The sequence below is a fragment of the Candidatus Poriferisodalis sp. genome, assembly GCF_965262965.1.
Lineage (GTDB): Bacteria > Actinomycetota > Acidimicrobiia > Acidimicrobiales > Poriferisodalaceae > Poriferisodalis.
Genome location: NZ_OZ253573.1, coordinates 1,317,742 through 1,344,569 on the forward strand (window position 1 = coordinate 1,317,742; position 26,828 = coordinate 1,344,569).

Consider the following 26,828-nt stretch of genomic DNA (forward strand, 5'->3'; position numbering starts at 1 on the left):
CAGCCGCAACGTATGTTCCTGCGTGATGAATGAACTGAGCGCGACCACGAGCCTGCGAGACACAGCGGCAAGCTCTCTGGGCTGTGCTGAGAACGAAGATGCTGGAGCGGTGCCTGCTCGCTCGGCTGGTGGCACCGCTGCCTACACTGGCGATGTGGTGCTGCTGGCGACCGACGAGGATCGTGCGGGCATCTCGATGCAGGCGCTGGTGCGGCTCGCGGGCGACCACGGAGTGCACATGACGCGCAGCAAAGTCGTCAAGCTGCTGTATCTGGCAGACCTCCGGTCTGTCGCATCAGACGGGAAGGCCCTTTCAGGGATTTTGTGGCGCTGGTGGCATTACGGTCCCTACTGCCAATCGCTGCGCAAGGTCGAGGACCGGCTCGTAGCTGACGGTGTGATCGAGCGCAATACCAGCCGTCTTTCAACAGACATTGAAGAAGCAGTGCTGAGCGCCTCTCGCACTTCTGCGGACGTTTCTGCGCAGGCAGGTGATTTCCTGGCGCATCTCGAAGCCGTGCTCGAAGACTACGGTCGCCATACCGCTCGCTCACTAACGGACATGGCATACGACACTGTTCCGATGCTCGAAGCTCGGCGTGTCGGGGAGAGAGGCGTTCTGTTGGACATGCATGAGGCACGAACTGATATCGCTGACGTTGATGCCGTCATGTCCGCAATAGCTGATCGGCCCGACCTCGTTGTCATGCCTCAGATCGATGTCAGTGCTTTGGGTACCCCAGACGCAGCAGAGATAGTCGGGGTTTTTCGCGGCAACAGAGTTCGGGCCAATCGCAGGTTGCTGGCTGATTGAGGTGTCGCAAATCCGACTAGGCGACGTCTACGACGTCGACGACGACTTGATTCGCATGCTGCCTGAGAGCGATCGCAGCCTTCATGCATCGCGGCCCTTCGTCGTCCTCAACGACATAGGCAACGACCAGCCGAATTGGCCCGTCGTCATGGGCTGCCCGATATCCAGTTCGGCCAAGTCAACAACCGCGTTCTGTATCCAGCTACAGAGCGGCGTGGCTGGCATGCAGAAGACAAGCTGGGTTCGGACACCAGCGTTGCAACCACTGGAGAAGTCAGACCTTCTGCCATCCCGCTGGAGGGGACGGCTACCCGCTCGGCTGCTAGCCGAAGTGAGGGGAAGCATTCTCTACTATCTGGGACTCAAGATCCCATAGCCCGATCATCACGACGAGCTGAGTTCCTATGTTTCTGCGATGGCTTCGCAGAGTTGTTGCGGGGTGATGGGGGTGGTGAGGTGGCGGACGCCGGGGTGTGACACCGCATCGACAACAGCGTTGTAGACCGCGGGGATGGCGCCGATGGTGCCCGACTCCCCCACGCCTTTGGCGCCCAGCTCGTTCACCTACGTCGGCGTTTCGATGTGAACGACTTCGAACGACGGCAGCTCGGCAGCGGAGATCACCAAGTAGTCCATGAAGTTGCCGGTGAGCAGGTTGCCGCCTTCGTCGTACTGGATTCCCTCAAGCAGGGCTTGCGCAACGCCTTGAGCGATGCCGATGCCCAGTAGCGGGGTGTCGCCCCGCTCCCGGCGTTCGCACTGGGCTGCCCGCAGCTCGTCGTAGCCGACGGCATCGAGTGCACGCCGCAGGGCCTCGGGATAGTCGCCCACGTCGTAGCTCGTGCCCATCGCGGTCACGTACGGCTCGGTGAACTTTGGCACCAGGTTCCGCGAGCGCACCTCGGCGGGATCCATACCGATTTCGGCTGCGAAGCGGTCGACCATCCGCTCGATGGCCACCGCCGCCTCGGGCCGGCCCGCACCCCGGTACGCGGTGATCGGGACGGTGTTGGTGACGACCACGTCGGCGCTGAAGCCGACGTTGCCGAACTCGTAGGTGCCAGTGATCATGCGTTGGGTCATGCCGGTACGGCCCTCGATGGGTGCGGCCGTCAACCGCTGGTTGACGATGCGCTCGGAGACGACGACCTCGCACTCTGAGAAATCGGCCGCCGCGGGCGATTCCATGTGGCTGAGAACGTTGGTGCCGTGATCACCGAAGATCAGCACCCCGTCTTGCGCGGCGGCTTCAGGGTCGGTGACCGGCGCCAGCGGCTCGTAGTCCACGATCACGAGCTCCGTCGCGTCGACCGCCTGAGCCTGGGTCTCGGCCACCACCGCCACGACCGGCTGACCCTGGTAGCGCACGACATCGGCAGCGACGTAGGGACGCCTCATGGCGTCGGGGAACATTGGCAGGACGTTGGGAGCGAGCCCCATCTCGGCGACATCGGCACCGGTGAACACACCGGCAACGCCAGGCGCAGCGACGGCTTCGTCAACTTCCACGCCGGTGATGCGGGCGTGGGCCTACGGCGAACGGACGTAGGCCAAATACAGGGCGTCCGCCGGCAGCAGGTCGTCGACGTAGGTAGCCGACCCCGTCAGGAATCCGGGATCTTCTCGCCGGACGACGGCGTTGCCGAGAATGCTCATGTTCAGTCCCCGTGGTGGATTGCTGCCCGCACGCTACTTATGAGCGCGCTCATTTCGCCTGAGCTACGGCCCTCGAACAACTGCACTCCCCGATTCCAGTAGGCGTAGTCTTCCGACGTCGGCTCGGTTTGCCCGCGGCCGAGGGGGGCGGGGCTATGGCCGAGACACCGGGCGCGCCGAGCGACCCCTATGGCGGCCGCGGTCTGCCGGACCCGTCCGAGCGTGCGCTGGGCGTCCCTGCGGCGGCCGTCGCGATGGTGGGCTGGGCAGCATCGGGGGTCATCGCCAAAGGGCTCTCCGAGCTGGGCCCGCTGGCCGTCGTGTTCTGGCGGATGTGGCTCTACACGGCGTTGGTTCTGCTGTTCCTGTGGGCGAACGGCACGCCGCTGAGATGGAACTCGATCAAGATCTCGGCCTGGGGCGGCGTCTCGCTGGCCTTCGACATCATGCTGTTCTTCACGGCGCTACGGCTCACCACCGTTGCCAACGCAACGGTCGTCGCGTCGCTGCAGCCGCTGTTGATGCTGTTTCTGGCGCCGAGACTGTTCGGTGAGCAGCCACAGAGGCGCCATTGGGGCATGGCGGTGACTGCCATTGGCGGCATTGCCATCGTGGTGTTCGGATCGTCAGGGATTCCCGAGTGGAGCGCGTGGGGCGACCTGCTGGCCTTGCTGACCCTGTTCGCGTGGACGGGCTACTTCGTCTTCTCCAAGCTGAGCACCCAGAAGATCAGCTCGGCGCAGTACACCGGCGGCAGCGCACTGGTGTGCTCGCTGGTGTGCACTCCGTTCGCGATCGGCTCGGGGCAGGCGTTCGACGTCCCGTCGCTGGGCGCATGGGTGTGGCTTGTGATCCTGGCGATCGGGCCGGGTTTCGCCTCTCACATGCTCATGAATTGGTCGCTGACGCGCATCCCGGCGTGGGTGGGCTCGACGATGACGCTGGCCATTCCGGTCACGAGCACGCTGATGGCGTGGGCCTTCCTGGGCGACGAGGTGTCGCTGTGGCAGTTCCTCGGCATGACCGTGGTGATGTTCTCCCTCGTCGTGGTGGTCCTCGACCAGTCACGCGGCGCCCGCGCGTAGGAGTGCGCTCTGCGCTTCCGCTTGACCTCTCAGCATTGCGGAACGGGTTGCGCGGACTAGCGGTTCGCCCAGCGAGGGGGCCGGCCCTCGGTGAACGCGCTGGGCCCCTCGGCGGCGTCGTCGGAGGCGAGCATGGCCTCATAGGAGGCGAGCTGGCCCGAGCGCAGCAATTCGAAGGCCCCGGGCAGCCCGAGGTGGGCAGTTCGGCGGCCGATCTCGCTGATCGCTGCCACCGACATCGGCGCTGACTGTGCGACTCGCTTTGCCAAGGCGCGGGCCTCAGCCATCAGATCGCCGCCAGCGACCACGGCGTTGACGAGGCCCCAACGCAGCGCCTCGGCGGCATCAAGGCGGCGGCCGGCGTACAGCACCTCGTTGGCCACCACCGGCGGCAGCATTCTGGGAAGGCGCACCGAGGCCGTGTCGGCGATGATGCCCAAGCCGGCCTCGGGCAGCCAGAACCGAGCGGTCTCGGCCGCGACCACCAGATCGGCCGCCAAGACGATCTCGAAACCGCCGCCCACCGCCATGCCGTTGACGGCGCAGATCACCGGCTTGGCCAGCCCCGGCATCTCGCCGAAACCGCCGAAACCGCCCTCGCCGTAGTCGGCTTCGAACTCCTCGCCCGCAGCGGCGGCATTCAAGTCCCAGCCCGCTGAGAAGAAGCGATCACCAGCGGCGCCCAAGATGGCGACGCGCAGCTCTGGGGTATCACGGAACTCGGCGAACACGGCACTGAGCTCGCGGCTGGTGGCAGCGTCGATGGCGTTGGCCTTCGGTCGGTCGAGGGTGATCTCGAGCACTGGCCCGTCGACGACGCTGACGACTGCTGGGCGCGCCGTCTCGGCGCCGGTCTCGGTGGAACTGGTCATGGTCGGTCGGGCCTCCGGTGGACAGGTTCGATCTCGGTACCGCCGGGCTGCACGACAGTCATCAGCGCGTCGACGGCGACTGCGGACTCTCGGGTGACCAGCACTGGGTTGATCTCGACTTCGGTGATGCCGCGATCGGTGCTCACCAGCGTGGCGAGGGCCGAGACCAGCGAGATGACAGCGTCCAGTGCCGCTGGGGGCCTGCCGCGGTGGCCGGCCAGCAGCGGCCAGATGCGCAGGCCGCGCAGAGCCGAGCGGACATCGGCCGGATCAGTGGGCAGCAACAACACGGCTGTGTCGTCGAGCATCTCGACCAGCGTGCCGCCCGCTCCCAACGTCAGCAGCATTCCCACCGGTGGCTCCGAACGGACGCTCACCAGCAGCTCGACCACAGCATCAGCGACACACTCCTCGACCGTCACGGTTCCGTCGCCGAGAGCGCCGAGGCGTACCGCCGCGGCGGCTACCTCGTCGAGGTCGCTCAAGCCGATGGCCACTGCGCCGACATCGGACTTGTGTGTCACGCCGGTGGCCTTCACCACTACGGGCAGACCGATCTCAACGGCGGCTGCGGCGGCTTCGTCCGCCGGCACCAGCAACCCGCGTGGCACCCAGATGCCCGCTGCGGCCAGCCGCTGCTTGGCCCCATGCTCCGTTAGCACCGTCTCGCTCAGCGCCGTCTCGCTCAGCACGGCCGCTTCGGGCCCCGGCGCGTCGGCGTCGCTGTCGGTCCGTTGCGATTGGGGCTTACTCGCCCGTCGGGCGCGGTGGGCTGGGGCGAGTAGTGGGGGCGGCGGCGTGCCGGCGGAGGCGGCGAGCGACTGGCCGAAGGCGGCAGCAGCCTCCAAAGCAGCGAGTGCGGTGTCGATGTCCCCGCAGGCGCACAGGCCCAGCTGTTCGGCCCGCACGCGCGCTTCGTCGGGCAGGTTCTCTGCCATCGAGGCCACGACCACGCCGGGAGTGGCGCTGGCGGCGCACGCTGCACCGAAGGCATCAAGCGTGGGCCACCATCGTGATCTGTCGAGTCCCGCAGCGGGCAGGTCCAGCATCAGCACAGCTGCATCAAAAGGCGGGTCCGCAGTCGAGCCCTGGGACGGTTCGGCGGGCGACTCGCCGGCAGAGTGCACGTCGCACAGCACGGCGGTGAAGCAGTCGCACAGGCGGGCAGCGTCGCCCCAGATGAAGGTGTGATAGTCGAGCGGGTTGGTCACCGCCACTCGGTGGTCCAGCGCCGCGGACACTCGGTCGCGGTGCTCGGCGGAGAACGCCGGGAAAGACAGGTCGCGGATGCGGCTGCGGTCCGCAATCAGCGCCGCCTCGCCGCCGGAACAGCTCAGCGAGACCAGCCGGTTGCCCCGCAGCGGACCGGTGGCGACCAGCATCGACAACGTGTCGAGCAGTTCGGGCAACGTTTGCACCCTGCGCACGCCGAGCCGGCGAAACAGAGCGTCGTATGCGGTGTCACTGCCAACCAGCGAGGCGGTGTGGGTCACGGCGATGGCACCCGATGCCTCGGTGGCGCCCAACTTGAGGGCCACCACCGGCAGACCCCGCTGCTGCGCGACGCCGGCGGCGGCAGCGAACCGGTCGATGTCGTCCACCGCCTCCAGATAGAGGCCCACCCCGGTGACGGCCGGATCGGCCACCAACGTCTCCAACGACTCGGCCAGGCCCACATCGGCCTGGTTGCCCAGTGCCAGCACATGGGCGACCGCAAGGCCACGCCGCGCCATGGTGAGGTTCACCGCGACGTTGCCGCTCTGGCTGATGAAGCCGACGCCGCGCTCGCAGCGGGCCAGCCCGTGCACATCGGGCCACAACGCTGCGCCGGTCACCGCCGACAGCGTGCCGTAGCAGTTGGGACCCACCAGCGGCATGCCAGCGGCGGCTTCGACCAGTTCGCGTTGTGCCGCCGCTCCGGTGTCGCCGGTTTCGGCAAAGCCTGACGCGTAGCACACGGCCGCGCCCGTCCCTGCGGCGGCCAGCTCTCGCACGACCTCTGTGGCGGTGTCGCGGGCTACGGCCACAAAGGCGGCATCGGCGACGCCGGGCAACTCGGCGACCGACGCGACTGTGGAGGCACCGCGCAGCTCGTGGCGGGGGTTGACAGCCCACATCTCGCCGGTGAAGCCGAACGAACGGCTGGCTTCGATGGCCAATTCGGCCGCGGCTCCGCCGATGAATGCCAGCGACCGCGGTCGCAGCAGCCGGTCGAGCCGTTCGCTCACCGCTTGCTCACTGCCCGCATTCGGTCCGCAGGCCAGGTACTCACCGCCCGTATTCTGTCCCTATTCCGCCCGCCCAGCGGACGCATTCCGCCCGCCGGCCGCGCGACCACGGTTCAGGCGCCCAACGGGCGCAGCATGTCGCGGGAAACGATGTGTCGCTGAATCTCACTGGTTCCGTCCCAGATCCGGTCGACGCGGGCGTCGCGCCAGATGCGCTCCAGCGGCAGCTCGTCCATCAGGCCCATGCCTCCGAGGATCTGGATCGCCTCGTCAGAGACGAACTGCAGCATCTCGGTGGCCGACAGCTTGGCCATCGCCGCGTCTGCGTCGGTCATCTCGCCTCTCGCCGACAGCCAAGCGGCCCGATAGGTCATAAGCTCGGCCTCGGCCAGGCGCAGACGCATGTCGGCGAGCTTGAACGACACCCCCTGGAAGCGGCCGATGCGCTGCCCGAACTGCTCCCGGTTGGCGGCCCAGTCCAACGCCACCGCCAGCGCTCGGTCGGCACGCCCCAAGCAGGTGGACGCCACCTGCAAGCGGGTGCTGCCGAGCCACTCGTTGGCAACGTCGAAGCCCCGGTGCTCTACGCCCAGCAGGTTTGCCGCGGGCACTCGCGCGTCGTCGAAGTTCAAGATGAGATTGTGGTAGCCCCGGTTCGACACGCTGTTGTAGCCCGGCAACCGCTCCGCGCCGGGAGTGTCGAAGTCCACCAGAAGCGACGAGATCAGCTTGCGGGGCGGACGGCCGTCCGATCCGGCCGGCTCGACGCCGGTGGCTGCGAACAGGATCACGTAGTCGGCGAGGTCGGCGTGGCTGATGAAGTGCTTGGTGCCGTTCACCACGAAGTCGCCGCCCCGGCGCTCGGCCCGACACGTCATGCCCCGCAGGTCAGAGCCCGCGCCCGGTTCGCTCATCGCCAGACACTCCACCCGCTCGCCCCGCACGGTCGGCAGCAGGTATTCCTCCACCTGGTCACCGATGCAGGCGCGCAGGATGTTCGACGGTCGCGCCACGATGTACTGCAGCGCGTAAGCGGTCCAGCCGAAGGCCCGCTCGGCCATGGACAACGTCAGGTCGTCCAGTCCCCCGCCGCCCAGGTCTTCGGGCATGTTGGCCGCATAGATGCCAGCCGCCAGGGACCGTTCGCGAATCTGTTGCACTAACTCGGGGCGCACTTGTCCGGTGCGTTCCACCTCGTCCTCATACGGCGCCAGCTCGCGGTTCACGAAGGCGCGCACGGTGTCGACCACCATCTCCTGGTCATCGTCGATTGAGAAATCCAAGGGGTGCTCCTTTAGCTTCGTCGTGCCAGCGTGGTTCGGGGTCTCGGTGACGTGCGCGTTCGGGCGTCAACCGGCGGGAATGGCCATGCGCCGGCCCGCCTGGGGCGGCGCGGGCAGGTGAGTGTGGGCTGCGGAGATGGCGGCAACGGCTGCGGCTGGGCCCGCCAGTGCGGGCACTGCGCGCCCGGCCTCGGTGTTGACATGCAGGAGCATCTGCTCTGTCGTGCAGAGCAGCTCGTCGCTGCGGCCTCGGTACATGGCATGGAAGATGTGCAGCCGCTTGGCGTCGTTGCCCAGCACCTGGGTGGTCACCCGCAGCGGCTCGCCCAGCGAGGCCTCGCGCAGGTAGTTGATGTGGGTTTCGGCCGTGTAGTACGAGTGGCCGGCCGCGCGGTAGTCCTCGTCGATGCCCAAGCAGCGGAACAGCATGTCCGACGCCCAGCCGAAGGCCGTGAGGAACGCTGCTTCGGTCATGTGGCCGTTGTAGTCCACCCAGTCCGGCTCGACGACAGTCGAGTACAGCTCCAGTGGGGCGGCAACGTGCGCACCCGGCGTCCACGGTTCGGCGGTGACCCCGGCTTCGAGGATGCGGGCCTCACGCTGGGCCACGAGGCGGCCGGCGCCGATGTCGCACGGGCGCAGCGCCCGCATCACCGACAGCAGGCAGTCGTCGCGCAGCTGCTCCAGCTCGGCGATCGAACGTCCGGCGGCCTGGGCCTCGCAGCCGCGCTCCATCGCCCCGACCAATTCCTCACTCAACTCGGGCGCTTCCAGATGGGTCCACGGCAGCTTCAGCGCCGGTCCGAACTGACGCAGCATGTGGCCCATGCCGCCCTCGCCGCCGGCCAGATGGAACGTCAGATTCGTGCCCATTGCGGCCCACCGCAGGCCGGGCCCGTAGATGATGGCGTCGTCGAGCTCGGCGGTGGTGGCCACACCGTCATTCACCAGGTGCAGCACTTCTCGCCACAGCGCCTCTTGCAGGCGGTCCGACAGGTAGCCCTCGATCTCGTTGCGCACCACCAGCGGATGCATGACTAGGTCCTGGTAATGGGCGACTGCGACATCCACCACGGCGGGGCTGGTGGCGTCGCCGGGCACCACCTCCACCAACGGCAGCAGGTACACCGGGTTGAACGGGTGGCCGATGATGACGCGCTCGCTGTGTCGGCAGCCTTCGGCGAGGCGGGACGGCAGCAGCCCTGAAGAGCTGCTCGCGATCACGGTGTCGGGAGCAGCGGCCGCGGCAAGGCGGCGAAGCAGAGGGAGCTTGACGGCCTCGTCCTCGGGGGCGCTCTCCTGCACCCAGTCGGCGGCGGCCGCCATCTCTTCAGCAGAGTCGGCCCAGCCCAGACGGCTCGGGTCGGCACCGGGGAACAGACCGAGGCGCGTCGCCGACGGCCAGGCTCGCTCCACTGCTGCGCGCAGCCGGGACTCAGCACCGGGTGCCGGATCCCAGGCGATCACGTCGTGGCCCCGGGCGAGCACGCGCACCGCCCATCCCGCGCCGATGACGCCGGTTCCTGCCAGCCCGATCGTGCGGGCCGACGTGGTGGCCACTGCGGTCATGCTCACGATCCCATTCAGGCGGTAACAGCCGGCCGTCGATGGCTCCAGGGGGCAGTTTGCTCGAACTGCGCCGCCACTTGAACCAGCAGGTCCTCACGACCTGGTGCGGCGACGAGCTGCACGCCGATGGGCAGCCCGTCGGCGGACATGCCTTCGACGATGCCCAGCGGCACCGAGACCGCCGGTTGTCCTGACACGTTGAACTGCGGCAGGAACGGCGTGACGGCGGCCAACCGGGATGTGAGCGTCCGTTCGTCGCCGTCGACGAGATGCCCGACGTGAGGCGGGGTCACGCCCAGCGTGGGCGTCAGCAGCAAGTCGAACTCGCCACCACTTGGGCGCCACCACGACGCCAGCTGCCGGGTGAAGCGGTGGAGCCGCTCGCGGCTGGCAATGAAGTCGGCGGCGCTGATCTTTGCGCCGCGCTGGTAGTTGATCCAGGTGCCCACTTCCACATCGTCGGCCGTCCACGGCCGGCCCAGGACCGGCTCCAACGAGCGCAACGCAGAAGTGAGACTGGCCCGGATGACCCGGATGTAGTCGTACATGTAGTCGTTGCTGGTCATCACCTCGGGGCAGGCGGTCTCAACCCGGTGTCCCAGGCTGTCGAGCAGCCCCGCGGCGGCCTGTGCGGCGCCGACACACGCCGGGTCGATGTCCGCAAACGGCAGCGTGGCGCAGACGCCGATTCGCAGCTGTCCGGGGTGGAGCCCCACCTGGCCGACCAAGCCGCGGTCGGGCAACGGCAGCGCCGCCACGTACGGGTCGCCGGGATCGTTGCCGCTGAGCACGTCGAGGGCCAACGCGGCGTCGCGCACGGTTGCCGCGAGGGCGCCCTCGATCGCGCCCCCGGCCCACATCTCGCCGTCCGGAGCGGCCGAGACACGGCCTCGCGAAGGCTTGAGGCCCACAAGACCGTTGGCACTGGCAGGAATGCGAATCGAGCCGCCCCCGTCGCCGCCCTGCGCGATCGACACGATGCCTGCGGCCACCGCGGCCGCCGAGCCACCGCTTGAGCCGAGCGGCGAGTGGTCGGTGTTCCACGGATTGCGGGTCGGGCCGTAGAGAGCGGTCTCCGACGCCGCCGGGCACTGGCCGCTGCCGAACTCGGGGCTTTGCGTGCGCCCGATGCTGATCGCGCCCGCTCCGTACAGCCGGCGGGCGACCGAACCGGTCTGGCTGTAGCGATGGTCAAGCTCGGCAAGGCGCCGATTGCCGTGGTACGCCGTCTCGCCCACGGCGTGGCAGAACAGGTCCTTCATCATGATCGGCAACCCGAACAGCGGTCCCACAGCCCCGCCGGCTGCGCGCTCGGCGTCGAGCTGTGCGGCACGCTGGCGCGCAGCGTCGAACGCCGGTTCGACGACCGCGTTGATAGCCGGGTTCACCTCCTCGCAGCGCGCGATGGCGGCTTCGACAGCGGTGACGGCATCCAGTTCTCCGAGCCGAATCCGTTCAGCTAGCGCCGTCGCATCGTTCATCGTCATCCCCGTCTGTCGAAGGCTTCAAAGTCCACGGCGCAGTCTCGCGCAGCACCAGATCAAGTCGACGCGTCAAAGAGCTCCACATCGCACTCGATGCCCGGCGCTCGCGACAGTCGGGCATCGCTCGTGAGCAGCGTCGCGCCGGTTTGCTCTGCCAGCGCCACGTACGAAGCGTCGTAGGGCGTCAGGTTGTCGCGCAATTCCCAGCAACGAACGATCAGCGAGGCGGGATCGACGCGTCTGATCCTCACTCTTGCGAGATGGCGCAAACCACGGCGTACCGCAGCTTCCGAAATCTCGCCATGGCGGTACATCCGACGGAACGCGGAAACAACTTCGAGGTCGAGCACGTGAGGCGCAAGTGCCGGTTCGAGTGAAATGCGACGCAACGCACGATCAGAGCGCTCGCCGACTGCCCCGACGGCCGTGACGGCGACGCTGGCGTCGACGACGATCAATGCGACTCACGGTCGGCGCGGATGATCTCGACAATCATGTCGGGATCGAGGTCGAGCTCGCCATAGGCCATCGCCTCCACACGTTTGCGCGCGAGAAGTTCCTCCACGGCTGCCATCTCGGCCTCGCGGCAGACGGCGTCAAGCATGTACTGCTGCAGCGACTGACCGGTTGTAGCTGCTCGTCGCTTCAGCTTGTCGTGCACCTCGTCGGGCACGTTCTTGACCTGGATTGTCGCCATGGGCTCACCTTAGCGCCAACATGACGCCAATAGCGCTATTTTGGCGCAACCGGGCAACTGAGCAACTTTACTCAATTGCGTAATCCAGCCCTGCTGGGCGTTCAGCGGTGCAAGGAACTCGGCTCTGCTCGGTCGGTTTGAGCCCGGTTCAGCGGCCTTGCCAGTTGGGCTGGCGCTTCTCGGCGAAGGCTCGGGGGCCTTCTTTGACGTCTTCGCTGGCCATCAGGCGAGCGACCGCCGGATAGGGGTGGTGGAAGGCCTCGCCGAGGGGCATGTCCAGCCCGCGCATCGCTGCCTGCTTTGTGGCTTGGATGGACAGCGGCGCGCACCGCATAATGTCGTCGATGAGGCGGTCGGTTGCGGCGTCGAGTTCGTCGTAGGGCACAACATCGTTCACGATGCCCAGTTCCATCGCCCGGTGTGCAGTCATCGTGCGTCCGGTCAGCAGGAATTCCATGGCCAGTTTCAGCGGGATCTGGCGTGGCAGGCGGTGCACTCCCCCGCCACCTGCATACAGACCGCGCAGCGGCTCGGTCAGCCCGAATTGGGCGTGATCGGCCGCCACCACCAGATCGCACGCCATCGCCACCTCGAACCCGCCGCCGAGGGCCACGCCGTTGACCTGCGCGATGAGCGGCTTGGGATAGTCGAACCTCTCGATCAGCCGGGTGACCTGGCCCATCAGCTCGCGGTCGGCGGCTTGGGTGGCCTCGTCGGATTGGCGAACCATCGACAGGTGCTTCAGGTCGCGACCGGCGCAGAAGGCCTGCCGGCCCACCCCGGTGATCACAATCAGCCACACGTCTTCGTCGGCGGCGGCGTGATCCAGGATGTCGGACCACTCCTTGTGCGCTGGCGTGTTGATGGCGTTGCGCACCTCCGGCCGGTTGATGGTGATGCGAGCCACACGCGGCCGGATCTCCTCATAGACGAAGTACTGCGGTTCGAAGTCCAATGCCTGCATGGCCCGGGATCGTATGCCGCGGGTTCATTGCGGGCCGCAGCAATCGGCAGCCGGGCGCCGCACCCCGGACATCGCAACTGTGAGATTCATCCGACCGCCAGGGCAGCGTTGCGGCCGCGCACGCACTACACAAGGAACCGCACACGAGCCACCGTTGTGCGGCGCCACGCCGCGATGCCGATGCCGAGGAGGCAGGAATGTTCGAAGACCACGTGTCGATTGACACCGGCGAAGGCGAGATGAGCACCTTCGTCGTGCACCCCGAGCCGAGTGAGCGCCGGCCGGGGCCGTTCCCCTCCGTGCTGTTCTTGATGGACGCACCGGGTAAGCGCGAGGAATTGCACGACATGGCTCGGCGCATCGCGAGTGTCGGGTACTACGTGCTGCTTCCGAACCTGTACTACCGCGACGTTCCCGGCTTCATCGTGCAGCGGGACGATCCCGCCAGCCGCCAGTTCATGTTCGAGCTGATGACCAACCTGTCCAACGCCATGGTCTCGCGTGACGCGGCGGCGCTGCTGCGCCACGCCGACGCCGACCCGGCTGCCAGCACCGAGCGGGTCGGCACCACCGGTTACTGCATGACCGGGCCGATGGCGATCTGGCTGGCCGCCGACTACCCCGATCAGATCACCGCGGCTGCCTCGATCCACGGCGTGCGGCTGGCGGTGGACGCCAGCGACTCGCCCCACCTGCGGGCGCCCGACATCACGGGTGAGGTGCTGGTGATGTCAGCCGAGCATGACGACTACGTCGACCGGGCTCATTTCGACCGGCTGTGCAAGGCCTTCGCCGACGCTGGCACCGATGCGCAGACCTACTGGGTGGACGACACCCACCACGGATTCGTGTTCCCGCAGCGGCCGGTGTACGACCAGCCGACCGCCGAGCGACACTGGGAACTGCTGCTGGACATGTTCGCCCGCCGCCTGCACTGAGCTGCGGAGCGGCGAATAAGCGGGAGCACGCCCGGCAGCGCGGTGCCACACTGTCGCCCTATGGAATCACGAGATCTTGTCCAACAGGTGTGCCCGCCCATCGCTGCGATGGGTTCGATGTTCTACTTCGACCCCGGAACATTGGCACGGGGCAAAGAGGCAGGCCTCGACGGCTTCCGCCTGTACATGCTGGGCCGCGGCGGGGTGCTCGGCGATGTCGAGCCGACCGTTGTCCATAGCGCCTTCGGCTACTTCAACCCGGATCTTGTCGCCAAGATCTGGAACTCGGCCCGGGAGACGATGGCGTCGCGTGACGGAGGACGCCTCTACATGGAGTGCGCAGGCGCCTTCGGCTCATCCAAGCTCGGCGGCGTTGCTGGCCTCGGTGCATTCAATGCCGCTGCCGACAAGGTGATCGACTTCGGGCTCGCCGATCCAGCTGCCCAAGCCCTCTTCGCGGCAATTGCGACGGAGCCGCGGAGTGATGAACCCGCTGCGCGTGCGTTCCAGAACGTGGCCGTGCTGCGAGAGCTGCGCGGAAGCTTGCACCTCGTCGCCATCGTCGCGTCGGGCCTTTCAACTGAGATGGCACACCGAGTGCGCCGGCCCGATGACGTCGAGATGTTTGGCTGGTCGAACGATGCGGAAGTAACGGACGAGCATCGGGCGAAATGGGAATCCGCTGAGGCACTCACCGACGAGCTGATCTTGCCGATCTACGGGGTGCTTGACGGCGCTGAGGCTCAAGCACTCGCCGACGGCGTGGCCGCCATCGAAGCTGACCTGACCGGCTAGCAAGTCCCATTTCGGCCAGCGTTTCTGGCCCTGTCAGGTGCGGCAATCAGCGAGAAGCGATCTGCGGCACGGCGTGCACGCAGGTCTAGTTGCGGACGTAAATCGTCCATGTCCCATCGGCGCGGACCTCGAGGTGGCGCGCATCGGCACCAAGAGTCGCCGTCGCCTCGAATCCTTCGACACACTCTTCCGACGATGGCCCAACGAAGCCGGGATCGAATTCCTGACCTGACCCACTTCGAGCCACAATTGCGAATTTCGGACACGAGCCCTCGCCGACGAAGTCAAGTTGCAATCGCGTTCCCCTGGGCCAGTCGACATCCAAGTCGAAGTCGCCCGTGACATGGATCGAGAGCGGCGTCGCCGGGCAGAGGTGGTCGACAGGATCGCATCTGATAATGCCCGCGATGCTCCCCGATGAGCCCCACGGCGGCACCAAGTCATACTGCAGAATCCCGACCCACAGCCATGCGGCCGAGATCGTCAGCACAATCCCGGAGATTGCGAGTCCCTTGCGTCGGCCGTCAAACAGATGAGCGCGTGCCAACCCGATCGACGAGAAAACTGCCCCGCAGACCCACACAGGGAAAACTAGAATGCTAAAGATCGGCATCCACGGGCTAAAGAGCGGAATCCACAAATAGGCGATTGCAATCACAGCGCACAATAAGTAGGCGATTGCGATCACAGCGCACACAAAGCCCGCTATTGCGAGGCCGTTCCTGTCCAAAGGGTTTCGCGGGGAGTCCGCAGCATTCGGCGACTGTTCTGAGTTCCTCACCATTCGACGCTCCGGTTGTCTCGTCTCTCGACGAAATAAATACCCGACAGTTCTCGCAACTGCTCTTCCCCGCAGAGGTGCTCTTGTGAGTTTGGCGGGCGATCACCCACGAATCTAAAACTTGGGATCTCCCCGGCGGATCCTCTTGCCAATGCTGTGCCTCCAAGTGTTTGCGCTGTCGTCGGCGATCCGGGTACTGCCGAAGCGCAGTTCTCGCAGGCTGCGTCAGCGGGGCCCGATGGTGCCTGCGCCGGCACAGCAGGGTCAGTGGCGCCGCGCGATCTGGAGGTCCGGCGTCGGTGAACGGGCAGCGCATGCGCCAGCGAGATGTGCGTTGCGCTGGGGTGTTTGGGGTCGCTCCGTATCCGGCGCTGCTGCCCTGCCTGTACGTGCCAAGTCAGCCAGTGCGTTGCGTTGGAGTGTTCGGCGTTGAAGTGGGTTGGGATTCTGGAGCGGCGATGCCGTTGAGGGTCATAGTTCGAGGCTTTCGTCTAACACCCTCCAATTACAGTCATTGTCATGAAGCGTTCAGGCGTTCAGAGCGATTCGTCGGCGATAACCCCGACCGGTCCGGTGCTGAAGCATCCCGTGCCGATGGGTGATGCCGTTGCTGCCGTGCTGCCCGTGCTGTCGTCGCCGGCTGGTCCGGCGTCGCTTCGAGTCGAGCCGGCCGAGCCCGTGCCGCCGGCCGAGACGGTGCCGCCGGTCGAGCCGGAGTCGGCGGTGGAGGGTGTGCTGTCGGTGCTGTACGGGGCGCGTGACGTCGTCGCACGAGCGTCGCGGGTACCGCTGGACGGCGGCGGCTGCGACACGCTCGCCGATGTCATCGACGTGGCGTCTCGGCTGCGGTCAGCCGTCGACGCGGTTGTGCTCTCAGCGACTGCTGCGCTTGAGGCCGCCCGGCCAGGGTCGGGCCGCAGCGCGCTGGTGGGCCGGGCGCGGGTGAGCAAGCGAAACGCCAAGCGCACCGTCGAGTCCGGCGAGCAGATCGCCCACATGCCCAACGTCGCTCGCGGCCTCGCGGCAGGCGAATTGAACGCTGTGCACGCGGCTGTGCTTGCCGACGCTGCGCGGCGCACCAGCCCCGACGCAATCGACACCGCAGAAGAACTGCTCCAAGCCGCCGCCGTGGTGTCGCCCGAGGCGCTGCGCGACCAAGCCAAGAAATTCGCTGCCCGTCACGACCCCGCCGCCGCCGAGACCGCGCTGGCCCGTCAGCGCCGCGCACGCTGCACGTCGCTGTTCGTCGATGAGTCCACCGGGATGGGCGTGCTCCACGCCGAACTCGACCCGGTCAGCTTCGCGCTGATGCGCCAAGCACTCGAGAACTACACCGACGCCCTGTGGCGCCTCGACGGCGGACGCGACGCCACACCGGGCCAGATCCGCGACAACCGCCAACGCCTCGCCGACAGCCTCTTCGAAATGACCACCGACCGCAACGCCCTAGCCACCATCGACCACCCCACCGTCCACCGCCCCAACCACAACCGCCACCCACAATCTGACGACCGACACAGCGACGCCGACCGGAACCCCAACACCAACCACGGCCGCGGGCCCAGCAATGCCGACCGGGGCCACAACACCGATACCGGCCACGGCGGACACAGCGAAACCGGCCGGAGCCCCAACAGCGATCACGGCGGCGGCGGGCACAGCGATGCCGGCCGGGGACGCAACACCGATACCGGCCACGGCGGGCGCAGCGATGCCGGCCGGGGCAGCGGCAACGATGCCGGCGGCGATGGCGGTTCCGCGGGCTCGGCGGGTCGCTCGGTCGATCGGTGGCGACCCGCCCAGGCACCCAACCAGCTCGTCATCATCGCCGAGATCGGCGTCATCGACGGCACCAAACCCGACGGAACCTGCGAAATGCTCGGCGCCGGACCCGTCCCGCCCGCAATCCTGGACAACCTATCACCTGATACCCGCGTCGCAGGCGCACTGTTCGACACGAATGGCGAGATCTTGTGGCTCGGACGCAGCCGCCGGCACGCCAGCGCCGCCCAGCAGCTCGCCGTCGCAATACGCGACCGCGGCTGCGTGCTGTGCCGCTCACCCATGCACCGCTGCGACTACCACCACATCGACGAATGGGCAGCCGACGACGGCCTCACAGACGTGCCCAATCTGGCAGCCCTTTGCGGCGACTGCCACGACAAGCTCCACCTCACCAACCAGCGCCTCGAGCGGCGCCCAGCCCCCAGGAAATGGGACTCCACGCACCGAACCCACACCACCGGCCAAACCAGCGAAACAGCAGCGACAAGACCACCTTGATCCCACCCCTCTTGCGGCCACAGCACTGCACGGGCGTGGACACGGGAGCTCTAGTGCAAGCGGCGCACCTAGCGTGACTTCATGACTGCGACGACCAACCTTTCTCTCAGTGCTGACGAGGTGCTGGCCACTACCCGGGCGGTCCGGCGGCGACTGGACTTTGGTCGTCCGGTGTCGGATGTGGCATTGCGAGAGTGCCTCGAGCTGGCGTTGCAGGCGCCTACCGGATCGTTGCGCCAGGACTGGCACTTCGTCGTGTCAACCGATCCGGAGCAGTGCCGGGCCGTCGGGACGATCTATCAAGAGGTCTGGCTGGGCCGCATCGACGACAACTATCTGGCGAAGGCTGCAGCTGCTGAGGCCGACCCCGCTGCACGTGCCGACTGGGTCCGGATGATGGACTCGGCTCGCTACCTCGCCGAGAACTTCCCTCGTACACCGGCCATCTTCATCCCGTGCATCGAAAGCCGCCTCGACGGTGCGCCGGCGGGGCTGCAAGCGCTGCGCTGGGGTTCGGTGATTCAGGGCGCCTGGAGTTTCTGCCTGGCGGCACGCAACCGGGGCTTGGGCACGTGCTGGACGACGGTGCACCTGGCCCGAGAGCAGGAAGTCGCCGAGGTCTTGGGCATCCCCTACGACGACGTCCAGCAGGTGGCCCTGCTGCCCGTGGCTCACACCATCGGCACCGATTTCAAATCCGGGGCTCGCAAGCCGTTCGACCAGTTCGTCCACCTCAACGGCTGGTAGCCGGCGACGGGCCAATCGGTCAGGACCGTCGGATCCGGCGGGCCAGAGTGAGGGCGCAGTCGCTCACGGCGTCGGTCCACATCTGCTGGACGACGAGGCCAGCGGCGCCGAGTTCGGCTCGGACCCGCTCAGGGCGGAACTTGGCGCTGATCTCGGTGCGCATCCGCTCACCCGCTGCAAAGTCGACAGTCATCTCCAGCGCGGGGCAAGGAGGCCGGTCTCGACGGCTTCCGCCTGTACTTCCTGGGACGCGGGGGCGTGCTTGGCGACGTCGAAGCCGAGGTCGTGCACAGCGCGTTCGGCTACTTCAACTTCGGCCTGGCCTCCAAGATCTGGAACTCGGCCAAAGAAATGGTGCCTGCGCGCGAGGCTGGGGCGCTCTACATGGAGTGCGCAGGGGCGTTCGGTGCCTCCAAGCTCGTTGACATCGACGGCTTCGACGCCTTCAACGCCGCATCCGACAAAGTGATCGCCGCTGGTCTGGCGAATTGCGCCGGCCAGGCCCTGTTCGCCGGCACCGCGGCTGAGCCCCGCAGCGACGACACCGCCGCTCGGGCCTTCCAGAACGTGGTCATCTTGCGCGAGCTCCGCGGCAGCCTGCACCTCGTGGCGGTTGTGGCATCGGGCTTGTCCCCCGAGACGGCACACCGAGTGCGTCGGGGGATGCGCGAATTACAAACCCCGAGGTCAGGGGTTTGACGGCTGAGGGGTTTGGAACGGATTTCGCGCGACCCTGGAACGTTTCTTGGGCTCGTGGGCGCGAAAGCCCAGGTCAGAGGCGTGATCGCCGTTTTTGTCGCCTGCCTATCCCGACAGGGTCGATAGTGTTGTCACCCAAGCCTTGAGGGAAATCCGGCGCAGGGGCTAGGTGTCGACATGAGTAATTGCCTAAGGGAGGGAAATCTGTGACACATCTACGCAAATCCAAGATGCGGCCGGTGTGGCTGCTGCTAAGTGCATTCGCTTTGATCGTGGCGGCCTGTGGTGCCGATAGCGGCGGCGGTGCCGACGAGCCCGCAGCCGACGAGCCCGCAGCCGACGAGCCCGCAGCCGACGAGCCCGCAGCCGACGAGCCCGCAGCCGACGAGCCCGCAGCCGACGAGCCCGCAGCAGAGGGCGGCGAGCTGATCATCGCGCTCACGACGCAGCCCAACGCGCTCGACAACGTGAACTCCGCCGAACGCAACGCAGGCAATGTGGCCTTCCAGATATTCGATCCGTTGGTGTGGATCAATGACGACTTGGGGTTCGAGCCAGCTCTCGCCGAGTCGTGGACAGTATCTGACGACGGTCTAACGTACACTTTCAAGTTACGTGAGGACGTGGTGTTCCATAACGGCGAACCGTTCAACGCGGACTCCGTAGTGTTCTCGTGGGAGGTACAAAAGACCCCGGACAATCAGTACTTCAACTGGTACGAACGAGCGTCCGAGGTTAACAAGATCGACGAATTCACTGTCGAACTCGTCGCACCGGAACGCAATGCACTATTCCTCGGTCTCACGGCTGGTATATGGTTCTTTGTTCCTCCTGAATACTACGCTGAGGTCGGGCTCACGGGGTTCGGCCAAGCGCCGGTAGGCACCGGTCCGTTCATGCTGACCGAGTGGGTCCAGGGTGACCGCATCGTGTTGGACCGGAACCCGAACTACTGGCGTGAGGGCTTCCCCAAACTTGACCGGCTCATATTCCGGCCGATCACCGAGTCCTCCACCCGGGCCTCAGCGATCCAGACGGGCGAGGTCGACATCGTGAGCCGCCTCAGCCCCGACGAAGCCGCATCGCTAGAGGGCATCGACGGGGTCAACGTCATCGAGTACCCAACCAACCGCGTGTACTACATCGCGTTCAACAACCTCACCACTGGTGTGGGCGAACCAACCGAAGATCCCCTCGTGCGCCAGGCCCTCAACTATGCGGTCGACGTCGAAGGCATCATCGGCGCTCTGTTCAACGGCAAGGGCAGCCAAGCCACCGGGATGATGACGCGGGCCGACTTCGGTTACAACGGCGAGCTCATACCGTATTCCTACGACCCTGATAGGGCGCGGGAGTTGTTGGCCGAAGCCGGGTTCGCCGATGGGTTCGACATTGGATTCGCGTGCCCGTCGGCTGCCTACACCAACTTCGAGCAGGTGTGCGAAGCCGTCGCGGCCCAACTCGGCGACGTAGGAGTCAATGCGTCACTTGAGATCATCGAGTCCGGGGCCTACTGGGACCTGGAGGCGGATAAGCAGCTACCGCCGCTATTCGGCGATAGCTGGTCGAACGCCAATCCTGAGGGATGGGACCGCCTGCAGGGGGCCATGGGCGGCAACGCTGCAAGCTTCTCAGCATGGTCTGACCCCGTGGTTGACGATCTCCTCGTTCAGATACTCGCGACCCCCGACGACGACGAGCGTGCGGATCTGTACCGACAGCTGCAACAGCGGATGTACGATGACCCACCATTCATCTATCTCTACGTGCCGTTTTCATTCGAAGCAACCAGCGATCGAGTCTCCAACTACAAGCCGCGCTCGGCCGAGGAATATTGGCTCTGGGACCTAGCGGCGGCTCGCTGACAAACGCCGGCTCGTAAGCCAATGGTCGACTGGTGGGCCGAGGTACTACACCTCGGCCCACCGGTAATTAACGCGAGGAGAGCGAGCAGAACGGAGAGTCGGTGACGAGGTACTTGGTCGGGCGCATTGGTCAGTCGCTACTGCTCGTGCTCGGCGTGATGGTCATTGTCTTTGCGATGCTGCGGGTGTCAGGGGACCCGACCAACCTGCTCGTTCCCAGGGAGGCAACCCAGGAGCAAAGAGAAGCGGCACGCGAGGCGCACGGCTTGGACAAGACCGTTGCCGAACAGTTTGTCAGCTTCGTGGGCGATTCGGCCCGTCTCAACTTCGGTAATTCTCTTCGGTACAAGATTCCGGTTCGAGAAGTGATCTTCGACCGCATGCCAGCGACGATCGAGCTTGGCATCGCGGCGATGGCCTTCGCGATCGCAGTCGGAGTACCGCTCGGGATCTTGGCGGGCGTCAAGGCGGGCGGCCGCTGGGATGGTGCGGCGCGCGGGTTCGGCCTGCTCGGCCAGACGATCCCGAATTTCTGGCTGTCCTTGGTCTTCATCGTGGTGTTCGCGGTCAAGTTAGGGTGGTTCCCGTCGTTCGGGCGCAGCACGACTTCGATGTGGTTCCTCACCATTCCTGACAGTTCGATAGTCTTGCCGGCGGTTGCTCTCGGCTTGTTTCCAATGGCTCAGCTTCTGCGGTTCACGCGATCGTCGGTGCTGGAGATCGTCAATGAGGAGTACGTGCGCATCGCTCGCAGTAAGGGCCTCAGAGCGCCAGTCATCTACGGTCGTTACATATTGCGCAACGCGCTCATTCCACTCATCAGCGTAATGAGCCTGCAGATCGGGGCGCTGCTGGGTGGATCGTTGTACATCGAAGCTGTCTTTGCCTGGCCGGGCGCCGGAGGGTTGTTGGCCGAAGCGGTGAGCAATCGTGACTTCCAGCTCGTGCAGGGAATAGCGTTCTTCGGCGCGCTCATCGTTATTCTCTTCTCGCTTCTTGCTGACGTGCTGTACACAGTCGCCGACCCGCGGATCAGAGTGGGGACGTTGCGCCAGACGCGGACCCCTCGGCCTAGATCATCTGCGGACGGTGCGTCGGCGACGATGCCGAAGCCACACGGAGAGGGGATCACATGACTGATCATGCTGCTCCCAGTGGCGCCGATTTCCATGCTGGCGAGACTGAAACCGGCCATGAAATCGACATCGAAAGGGATTTGCGGTTCCGGGCTCGGATTCGTGAGGCCCTGCGGCTGCTTGGCCGGTCCAAGGGCGGCATGTTCGGTGCCTTCGTATTCGTCATGTTGCTCATCCTCGCGACGTTCGCTCCATGGATCGCTCCTCACGATCCTCTCCAGCAGACACTGAGTGATGCCAATACTCCGCCGTTTTGGTCCGATGGGGGCTCTAATGCCTACCTGATCGGCACCGACACCTTGGGACGCGACATGCTCAGCCGCATCATCTTCGGAACCCGAGTCTCGCTTGGTGTGGCTCTCGGTGGCGTCGGAATCGCCATCACTCTGGGAATGGCAATCGGTCTGATCGCCGGCTACCGAGGCGGCAGGATCGACGCCGTCATCGTCGGTTTCATCAACCTGATCCTGTCGCTGCCCTACCTGTTGTTCGTGGTGTTCTTTGCCGCGGTCGTCGGGCGAAGCCTCATCAACGTGATTCTCATCTTCGGCTTCACGTCGATTCCCGTGTTTGCCCGTGTGACGCGGGGCGAGGTCTTGAAGCTACGGGAGAGCATGTTCATCGAGGCAGCAAGAAATGTCGGAGTACCGGAGGGCCAGATCCTGCGGCTGCACCTGTTGCCTAACCTCATCGGCCCGCTGGCCACGCTGGCCACGTTCGAGATGTCGGCCATGATCCTCTACGAGGCCGGCCTCGGATTCCTCGGTCTTTCGGTGCCGCCTAGCACTCCGAGTTGGGGCAACATGATCAACGCCGGTCGAGGCGTGCTCACGATTCGTCCGTGGATCTCGCTCACACCGGGGGTCGCCATCGTCTTTGCCGGGCTCGGGCTCAACTTGCTCGGCGATTGGTTGCGCGACGTGCTCGACCCTCGATCTCAGCGAGTGAAGCAATGAACGCGCCAGCACTGATCGACGTGAAGAACCTTGAGGTCCGGTTCGACATCCCGGAAGGCACTGTGCATGCGGTGAACGGCGTGACTTTCTCCGTCGCCAGAGGTGAGACTCTGGCCATCGTGGGCGAGAGCGGAAGCGGGAAATCCGTGACGATGCTCGCCCTGCTCCGGCTACTCGCCGAGCCGCCGGCACGAATATCCAACGGCACAGTGACGCTCGTGACAAGCGACGGAACGGTCGGCCTCCTTCAAGAGTCTCAGCGCCGGCTGCGACGGGTTCGAGGGGCCGAGATCGGGTTCGTTGCCCAGGATCCCATGAGTTCCCTCAATCCAACGATGCGAATCTCCACCCAGCTCATCGACGTGATCCGCACCCATCTCGGTCTGTCGAGGCGACAGGCTCGCAACCGCGCCATCCATCTGCTGGAGAGAGTCGGGATACCCGACGCCCCGGGCCGCATCGATGCCTATCCTCACGAGTTCTCGGGAGGCATGCGACAGCGTGTCATGATCGCTATCGCAGTGGCATGCAACCCCCAGCTAGTGATCGCCGATGAGCCAACCACGGCACTCGACGTGACGGTCCAGGCCCAGATCGTGGAGCTTATGCACAACCTACGTGACGAGCTCGGGCTGGCCTTGATCTGGATCACCCACGACCTCGGCGTGGTTGCCGGTTTGGCCGACCGGGTAGCAGTCATGTATGCCGGCAAGCTCGTAGAGATCTCCGATGTGGGCAGCCTGTACACGCGGCCACTACACCCGTACACCATCGGGCTCCTAGACGCTCTGCCCAAGATGGGCGACCGAGCCGACCGGTTGACCAGCATCCCCGGTCTGCCGCCCGATCTCGCTGAAGAGCCGACGAGTTGCCCGTTCGCGGATCGCTGCCCTCATGTGTTCGACCGCTGCAGAAGCGAGTTGCCGGCACTGATCGAGCCGGTCCATGGCCGACACGTCGCGTGCTTCTACGACATCGAGGCGGGGACGCCACGACATGGCTAGGCGCGGCTCGGCTGAGGTGGACCGGCCCCTCGCCAAGACGGCGGCGCCAGCCACGGCCAGGGACTCTGCTGAGCCCGTGCTCAGGGTCGTGAACATGCGAAAGTACTTCCCGGGAAAGTCGAGCGACAAGCCGCTAAAGGCGGTCGATGGCGTGAGCTTCGAGCTCTTCGCCGGCGAGACGCTCGGGCTGGTCGGCGAGAGCGGGTGCGGCAAGTCCACCACCGCACGGGCCGTGCTCCAGCTCCACCGCCCTTCTTCCGGGCAGGTCTGGCTGGACGACATCGAGCTAACGAGCCTCGGCGAAAAGGAGTTGCGCAAGCTCCGACCGCGGATGCAGATGATCTTCCAGGACTCGTATGCGTCGCTCAATCCCCGGCATACTGTCGGCCGAATCATCGGCGAGTCGATGAGGGTCCACACGGAGATGACAACGCAACAGATCAACGACCGGGTGGTTGAGCTTCTCGACTTGGTCGGCCTGCGTGCTGCCCACCGCACCCGCTACCCCCACGAGTTCTCCGGTGGTCAGCGCCAGCGCATCAACATCGCCCGGGCGCTCAGCCTCAGCCCCGACCTGATCGTATGCGACGAGCCCATCTCCGCGCTCGATGTGTCGATCCAGGCGCAGACGATCAACCTCTTCGCTGATCTTCAAGACGAGTTCGGAATCGCCTACCTGTTCGTGGCCCACGACCTCTCGATGGTGGAGCACATCTCCGACCGAGTCGCGGTGATGTATCTCGGACACATCGTCGAACTTGCCCAGACCGAGACTCTGTTCGAGGCGACGCTTCACCCGTACACGCAGGCCTTGCTGTCGGCAGTTCCGATACCAGATCCCGTGGCCGAGGCCAGTCGGACCCGTGTTTCTCTCGTCGGAGAGGTTCCGAGTCCTGCGGCACCACCACCCGGTTGTGTGTTCTCGACCCGCTGCCCTTTGGTTGTCGACCGCTGTCGTGCTGAGGTGCCCGAGTTGCGTGAGATCACCCCCAACCACTGGGTTGCGTGTCATCTCGCTGATGGGAAAGGTTCGTCGATCGTCGGCGAGCCTCGAGGAAGATTGGCGGGTCACGACGGCGACCTCACCGCGTCGCCCACAGCCCAGAGCCATCACCTGACCCTTCCTGCGCAGTCCACTTTCCCGACGGATCCCTGATGAGGTTCGTGTCGTACAACATCCAGTACTCAAAAGGCAAGGACGGTTGCTACGACCTCGAGAGGATCGCCGATGCGGTACGCAGCGCCGACGTGATCGCACTACAGGAAGTCGTACGCAATGTCGAGGCGCTTCCTGACAAGGATCAACCAGCCCGGTTAGGCGAGCTGCTCGCTCAGCATCACTGGGTATACGGACCCAATGTCGATCTTGACGCGAACTCGAAAACTCCCGATGGGTCAGTCGAGCATCGTCGACTTCAGTTCGGCAATATGGTCCTTTCCCGCTGGCCGATCCTCTCGTGTCGGAACCTGCTCTTGCCGAGAGTACGGGTCATCAATGCCCACGGCGCACAGCATGGCGCGCTCGAAGCCGTCATAGATGCTCCGTCTGGGCCTCTTCGGTGCTACTCAGTCCATCTCGATTCTGTCAACTCCCGGCTACGGAGAACGACGATCGAGTATCTGCTGCCGCTCATGTTTGGGGTCCCCTTCAATGGGGCGTCGGTCACCGGAATCGAATGGATGGGCATCGGCGAGAGCCCTGCGCCAACCGAGTTCGTGGTGATGGGCGACTTCAACCTGACTCCAACGTCAACCGAGTATCCACTCATCGTCGGCGAGGCTGACTACTACTACGGCCATACTCTCGCCGGTGACCGGCTCGTGGACACGTGGACTGCGGCCGGCAACTCCCTCGACGAGGGAATCACCTGGTACGACGAGAGTCGAGGATTCGAGGTCGGTTTGAGGCTCGACTACGGATTCGTGACACCGGGCCTAGCATCAAGGGTCGAGTCAGCGTGGATCGACGTCGACGCGGTCGGGTCGGACCACCAGCCAACGTGGTTCAAGCTCAACTAGGTCTGTCCCTGTGGGTGCCGGAAACTCGGCCGTGGTCGTCGACGTGCCGCGATGCGGGCCGATGCTGAGTCTTCGTGTACCGCATTATGTACCTGTGGGTGCCGAAAACTGTGTCGTATCTGGTGAGGCGGCATTTCGGCACCCGTTGATGAGTCCGTCACAGCGGGCCGTTTTCACGACTTGGAGGTGTATATCTGGCTGGTCTGGTGGGTCGGTGGCGACGGGTGGTCGCTGATCGAGCGAACGGTGGGGCCGGTGCGTATTGAAGTGATCGATGTAGTCGACGACAAGCTTGTTGAGTTGGCGACGGTTCCAGATGATGGTGCGGTCGAGGAGCTCGCGTCGAACGGTGCCGATCCAGCGTTCGGCGAACGCGTTCGCCACGGGAGTGCGTACAGTTGTCTTGAGGATCTTCATACGTTCGGTTCTGAAGATCTCGTCGAAGGCGTCGATGAACTGGTTGTGTGTTGCGTCTGACTTAGCGCGACGGGATTCTGGTTCGGCAGACTCTTCGAACCCGACTAAACGCCGTCTCGCCCCAACAAACAGGCCACAAACCCCTCAGGGCCAAACAAGCGCGGAACCACATCCACAACTGAACGCCCAACCCGGTAAATCGGGCGCTCAACACCCCAACCAGCCCCGAAACTCCCGTCTCAAGCCACACAAGACCGTAAGATCCGAATTTCGCACTATTTTGCGAACACGTCCCAGTGCGTCGTCCCGACGATGTCGAGATGTTCGGCTGGGCCGACGACGTCACTGTCACCGACAACGACCGTGCCCTGTGGGAAACCGCTGAAGCCCTCACCGACGATCTGCTCGTGCCCGTCTACGGCGTGCTCGACGACGCCGAAGCATCGGCCCTCACCGACGGCGTCGCCGCCATCGAGGCCGCGCTCGCCGAATAGCGAGGCCGGCGCAGTCGCGACCTGTGCGCGCCGCGCCTCCCT

28 protein-coding genes and 1 pseudogene are annotated in these 26,828 nt (G+C 65.5%); 15 read left to right on the plus strand and 14 right to left on the minus strand.

Annotation, left to right across the window (positions count from 1 at the left end; genetic code table 11):
• Positions 1-25 precede the first annotated feature (25 nt).
• Positions 26-814, plus strand: a complete 789-nt coding sequence (locus ACQY5K_RS06340; protein ID WP_428121120.1) for a Panacea domain-containing protein — start codon at positions 26-28, stop codon at positions 812-814.
• A 55-nt stretch (positions 815-869) separates the two neighbouring features.
• Positions 870-1,190, plus strand: coding sequence for a type II toxin-antitoxin system PemK/MazF family toxin (locus ACQY5K_RS06345; protein WP_428122584.1), 321 nt, complete (start codon positions 870-872; stop codon positions 1,188-1,190).
• Between the two features lie 26 nt (positions 1,191-1,216).
• Here the strand turns inward: ACQY5K_RS06345 and ACQY5K_RS06350 are convergent, their stop codons facing one another.
• Genes ACQY5K_RS06350 through ACQY5K_RS06360 form a run of 3 tightly spaced genes read right to left on the minus strand, consistent with a single transcriptional unit; the run spans position 1,217 to position 2,470 of the window.
• Positions 1,217-1,378 carry a hypothetical protein gene (locus ACQY5K_RS06350; RefSeq protein WP_428121122.1) on the minus strand — a complete coding sequence of 54 codons (162 nt, stop codon included), beginning with the start codon at positions 1,376-1,378 and terminating at the stop codon, positions 1,217-1,219.
• Complete coding sequence (locus ACQY5K_RS06355) at positions 1,379-2,332, minus strand: molybdopterin cofactor-binding domain-containing protein (RefSeq protein WP_428122587.1); 954 nt, start codon at positions 2,330-2,332, stop codon at positions 1,379-1,381. It abuts the gene before it with no gap.
• Positions 2,333-2,344: 12 nt separating this feature from the next.
• Positions 2,345-2,470, minus strand: coding sequence for a hypothetical protein (locus tag ACQY5K_RS06360; protein WP_428121125.1), 126 nt, complete (start codon positions 2,468-2,470; stop codon positions 2,345-2,347).
• Between the two features lie 155 nt (positions 2,471-2,625).
• On the opposite strand from ACQY5K_RS06360, the gene ACQY5K_RS06365 reads away from it, so the two are divergent.
• Positions 2,626-3,555 (plus strand): DMT family transporter, encoded by a 930-nt coding sequence (locus ACQY5K_RS06365; protein ID WP_428121127.1) that lies wholly within the window; start codon positions 2,626-2,628, stop codon positions 3,553-3,555.
• Positions 3,556-3,611: 56 nt separating this feature from the next.
• On the opposite strand, the gene ACQY5K_RS06370 is transcribed toward ACQY5K_RS06365, so the two are convergent.
• From ACQY5K_RS06370 to ACQY5K_RS06405, 8 genes are all read right to left on the minus strand, one after another.
• Positions 3,612-4,427, minus strand: coding sequence for an enoyl-CoA hydratase-related protein (locus tag ACQY5K_RS06370; protein WP_428121129.1), 816 nt, complete (start codon positions 4,425-4,427; stop codon positions 3,612-3,614).
• Entirely contained in the window at positions 4,424-6,655 is a 2,232-nt protein-coding gene (locus ACQY5K_RS06375) for an acetate--CoA ligase family protein (protein WP_428121132.1), read from the minus strand. Before ACQY5K_RS06375 ends, ACQY5K_RS06370 begins: the two co-directional genes overlap by 4 nt.
• A gap of 113 nt (positions 6,656-6,768) precedes the next feature.
• Positions 6,769-7,938, minus strand: coding sequence for an acyl-CoA dehydrogenase family protein (locus ACQY5K_RS06380; protein ID WP_428121134.1), 1,170 nt, complete (start codon positions 7,936-7,938; stop codon positions 6,769-6,771).
• A gap of 66 nt (positions 7,939-8,004) precedes the next feature.
• Positions 8,005-9,507: a 3-hydroxyacyl-CoA dehydrogenase NAD-binding domain-containing protein gene (locus ACQY5K_RS06385; protein WP_428121136.1), complete on the minus strand. Its 1,503-nt coding sequence runs from the start codon at positions 9,505-9,507 to the stop codon at positions 8,005-8,007.
• Positions 9,508-9,521: 14 nt separating this feature from the next.
• Positions 9,522-10,988 carry an amidase gene (locus tag ACQY5K_RS06390; protein WP_428121138.1) on the minus strand — a complete coding sequence of 489 codons (1,467 nt, stop codon included), beginning with the start codon at positions 10,986-10,988 and terminating at the stop codon, positions 9,522-9,524.
• Between the two features lie 59 nt (positions 10,989-11,047).
• On the minus strand, positions 11,048-11,449 hold the full coding sequence (locus ACQY5K_RS06395; RefSeq protein WP_428121140.1) for a type II toxin-antitoxin system VapC family toxin: 402 nt from the start codon (positions 11,447-11,449) through the stop codon (positions 11,048-11,050).
• Positions 11,446-11,688 carry a FitA-like ribbon-helix-helix domain-containing protein gene (locus ACQY5K_RS06400; RefSeq protein WP_419922674.1) on the minus strand — a complete coding sequence of 81 codons (243 nt, stop codon included), beginning with the start codon at positions 11,686-11,688 and terminating at the stop codon, positions 11,446-11,448. Before ACQY5K_RS06400 ends, ACQY5K_RS06395 begins: the two co-directional genes overlap by 4 nt.
• A 148-nt stretch (positions 11,689-11,836) precedes the next feature.
• Positions 11,837-12,652 (minus strand): enoyl-CoA hydratase-related protein, encoded by an 816-nt coding sequence (locus tag ACQY5K_RS06405; protein ID WP_428121143.1) that lies wholly within the window; start codon positions 12,650-12,652, stop codon positions 11,837-11,839.
• A 197-nt stretch (positions 12,653-12,849) separates the two neighbouring features.
• Between ACQY5K_RS06405 and ACQY5K_RS06410 the strand changes: the two genes are divergently transcribed.
• On the plus strand, positions 12,850-13,590 hold the full coding sequence (locus ACQY5K_RS06410) for a dienelactone hydrolase family protein (RefSeq protein WP_428121146.1): 741 nt from the start codon (positions 12,850-12,852) through the stop codon (positions 13,588-13,590).
• Positions 13,591-13,650: 60 nt separating this feature from the next.
• Positions 13,651-14,385, plus strand: coding sequence for an SCO6745 family protein (locus ACQY5K_RS06415; RefSeq protein WP_419922671.1), 735 nt, complete (start codon positions 13,651-13,653; stop codon positions 14,383-14,385).
• 85 nt (positions 14,386-14,470) lie between these two features.
• On the opposite strand, the gene ACQY5K_RS06420 is transcribed toward ACQY5K_RS06415, so the two are convergent.
• Positions 14,471-15,073: a hypothetical protein gene (locus tag ACQY5K_RS06420; RefSeq protein ID WP_428121148.1), complete on the minus strand. Its 603-nt coding sequence runs from the start codon at positions 15,071-15,073 to the stop codon at positions 14,471-14,473.
• Positions 15,074-15,685: 612 nt separating this feature from the next.
• On the opposite strand from ACQY5K_RS06420, the gene ACQY5K_RS06425 reads away from it, so the two are divergent.
• Together ACQY5K_RS06425 and ACQY5K_RS06430 are read left to right on the plus strand one after the other, a co-directional pair.
• Positions 15,686-17,449, plus strand: coding sequence for an HNH endonuclease (locus ACQY5K_RS06425; protein WP_428121150.1), 1,764 nt, complete (start codon positions 15,686-15,688; stop codon positions 17,447-17,449).
• Positions 17,450-17,530: 81 nt separating this feature from the next.
• The gene (locus ACQY5K_RS06430) at positions 17,531-18,196 is read left to right on the plus strand and encodes a nitroreductase family protein (RefSeq protein ID WP_428121152.1); all 666 of its coding nucleotides are present in this window, start codon (positions 17,531-17,533) and stop codon (positions 18,194-18,196) included.
• A gap of 19 nt (positions 18,197-18,215) precedes the next feature.
• Here ACQY5K_RS06430 and ACQY5K_RS06435 read toward each other — a convergent pair.
• Positions 18,216-18,401, minus strand: a pseudogene (locus ACQY5K_RS06435) (L-histidine N(alpha)-methyltransferase); the annotation flags it as partial.
• Between the two features lie 53 nt (positions 18,402-18,454).
• Here ACQY5K_RS06435 and ACQY5K_RS06440 point away from each other — a divergent pair.
• From ACQY5K_RS06440 to ACQY5K_RS06470, 7 genes are all read left to right on the plus strand, one after another.
• Complete coding sequence (locus ACQY5K_RS06440) at positions 18,455-18,895, plus strand: helix-turn-helix domain-containing protein (RefSeq protein WP_428121154.1); 441 nt, start codon at positions 18,455-18,457, stop codon at positions 18,893-18,895.
• Between the two features lie 239 nt (positions 18,896-19,134).
• A complete protein-coding gene (locus ACQY5K_RS06445) occupies positions 19,135-20,760 on the plus strand; it encodes an ABC transporter substrate-binding protein (protein ID WP_428121156.1) in 1,626 nt (541 codons plus the stop codon).
• A gap of 101 nt (positions 20,761-20,861) precedes the next feature.
• Positions 20,862-21,896, plus strand: coding sequence for an ABC transporter permease (locus ACQY5K_RS06450; RefSeq protein ID WP_428121157.1), 1,035 nt, complete (start codon positions 20,862-20,864; stop codon positions 21,894-21,896).
• Positions 21,893-22,852, plus strand: coding sequence for an ABC transporter permease (locus ACQY5K_RS06455; protein WP_428121159.1), 960 nt, complete (start codon positions 21,893-21,895; stop codon positions 22,850-22,852). The genes ACQY5K_RS06450 and ACQY5K_RS06455 overlap by 4 nt, the downstream gene beginning before the upstream one ends.
• Complete coding sequence (locus tag ACQY5K_RS06460; protein ID WP_428121162.1) at positions 22,849-23,856, plus strand: ABC transporter ATP-binding protein; 1,008 nt, start codon at positions 22,849-22,851, stop codon at positions 23,854-23,856. The genes ACQY5K_RS06455 and ACQY5K_RS06460 overlap by 4 nt, the downstream gene beginning before the upstream one ends.
• A 94-nt stretch (positions 23,857-23,950) precedes the next feature.
• Entirely contained in the window at positions 23,951-25,012 is a 1,062-nt protein-coding gene (locus ACQY5K_RS06465) for an ABC transporter ATP-binding protein (protein WP_419923553.1), read from the plus strand.
• On the plus strand, positions 25,012-25,875 hold the full coding sequence (locus ACQY5K_RS06470; RefSeq protein WP_428121164.1) for an endonuclease/exonuclease/phosphatase family protein: 864 nt from the start codon (positions 25,012-25,014) through the stop codon (positions 25,873-25,875). The genes ACQY5K_RS06465 and ACQY5K_RS06470 overlap by 1 nt, the downstream gene beginning before the upstream one ends.
• Before the next feature lie 84 nt (positions 25,876-25,959).
• On the opposite strand, the gene ACQY5K_RS06475 is transcribed toward ACQY5K_RS06470, so the two are convergent.
• Entirely contained in the window at positions 25,960-26,292 is a 333-nt protein-coding gene (locus ACQY5K_RS06475) for an integrase core domain-containing protein (RefSeq protein ID WP_428121167.1), read from the minus strand.
• Between the two features lie 296 nt (positions 26,293-26,588).
• On the opposite strand from ACQY5K_RS06475, the gene ACQY5K_RS06480 reads away from it, so the two are divergent.
• Entirely contained in the window at positions 26,589-26,786 is a 198-nt protein-coding gene (locus ACQY5K_RS06480) for a hypothetical protein (RefSeq protein WP_428121169.1), read from the plus strand.
• Positions 26,787-26,828 lie beyond the last annotated feature (42 nt).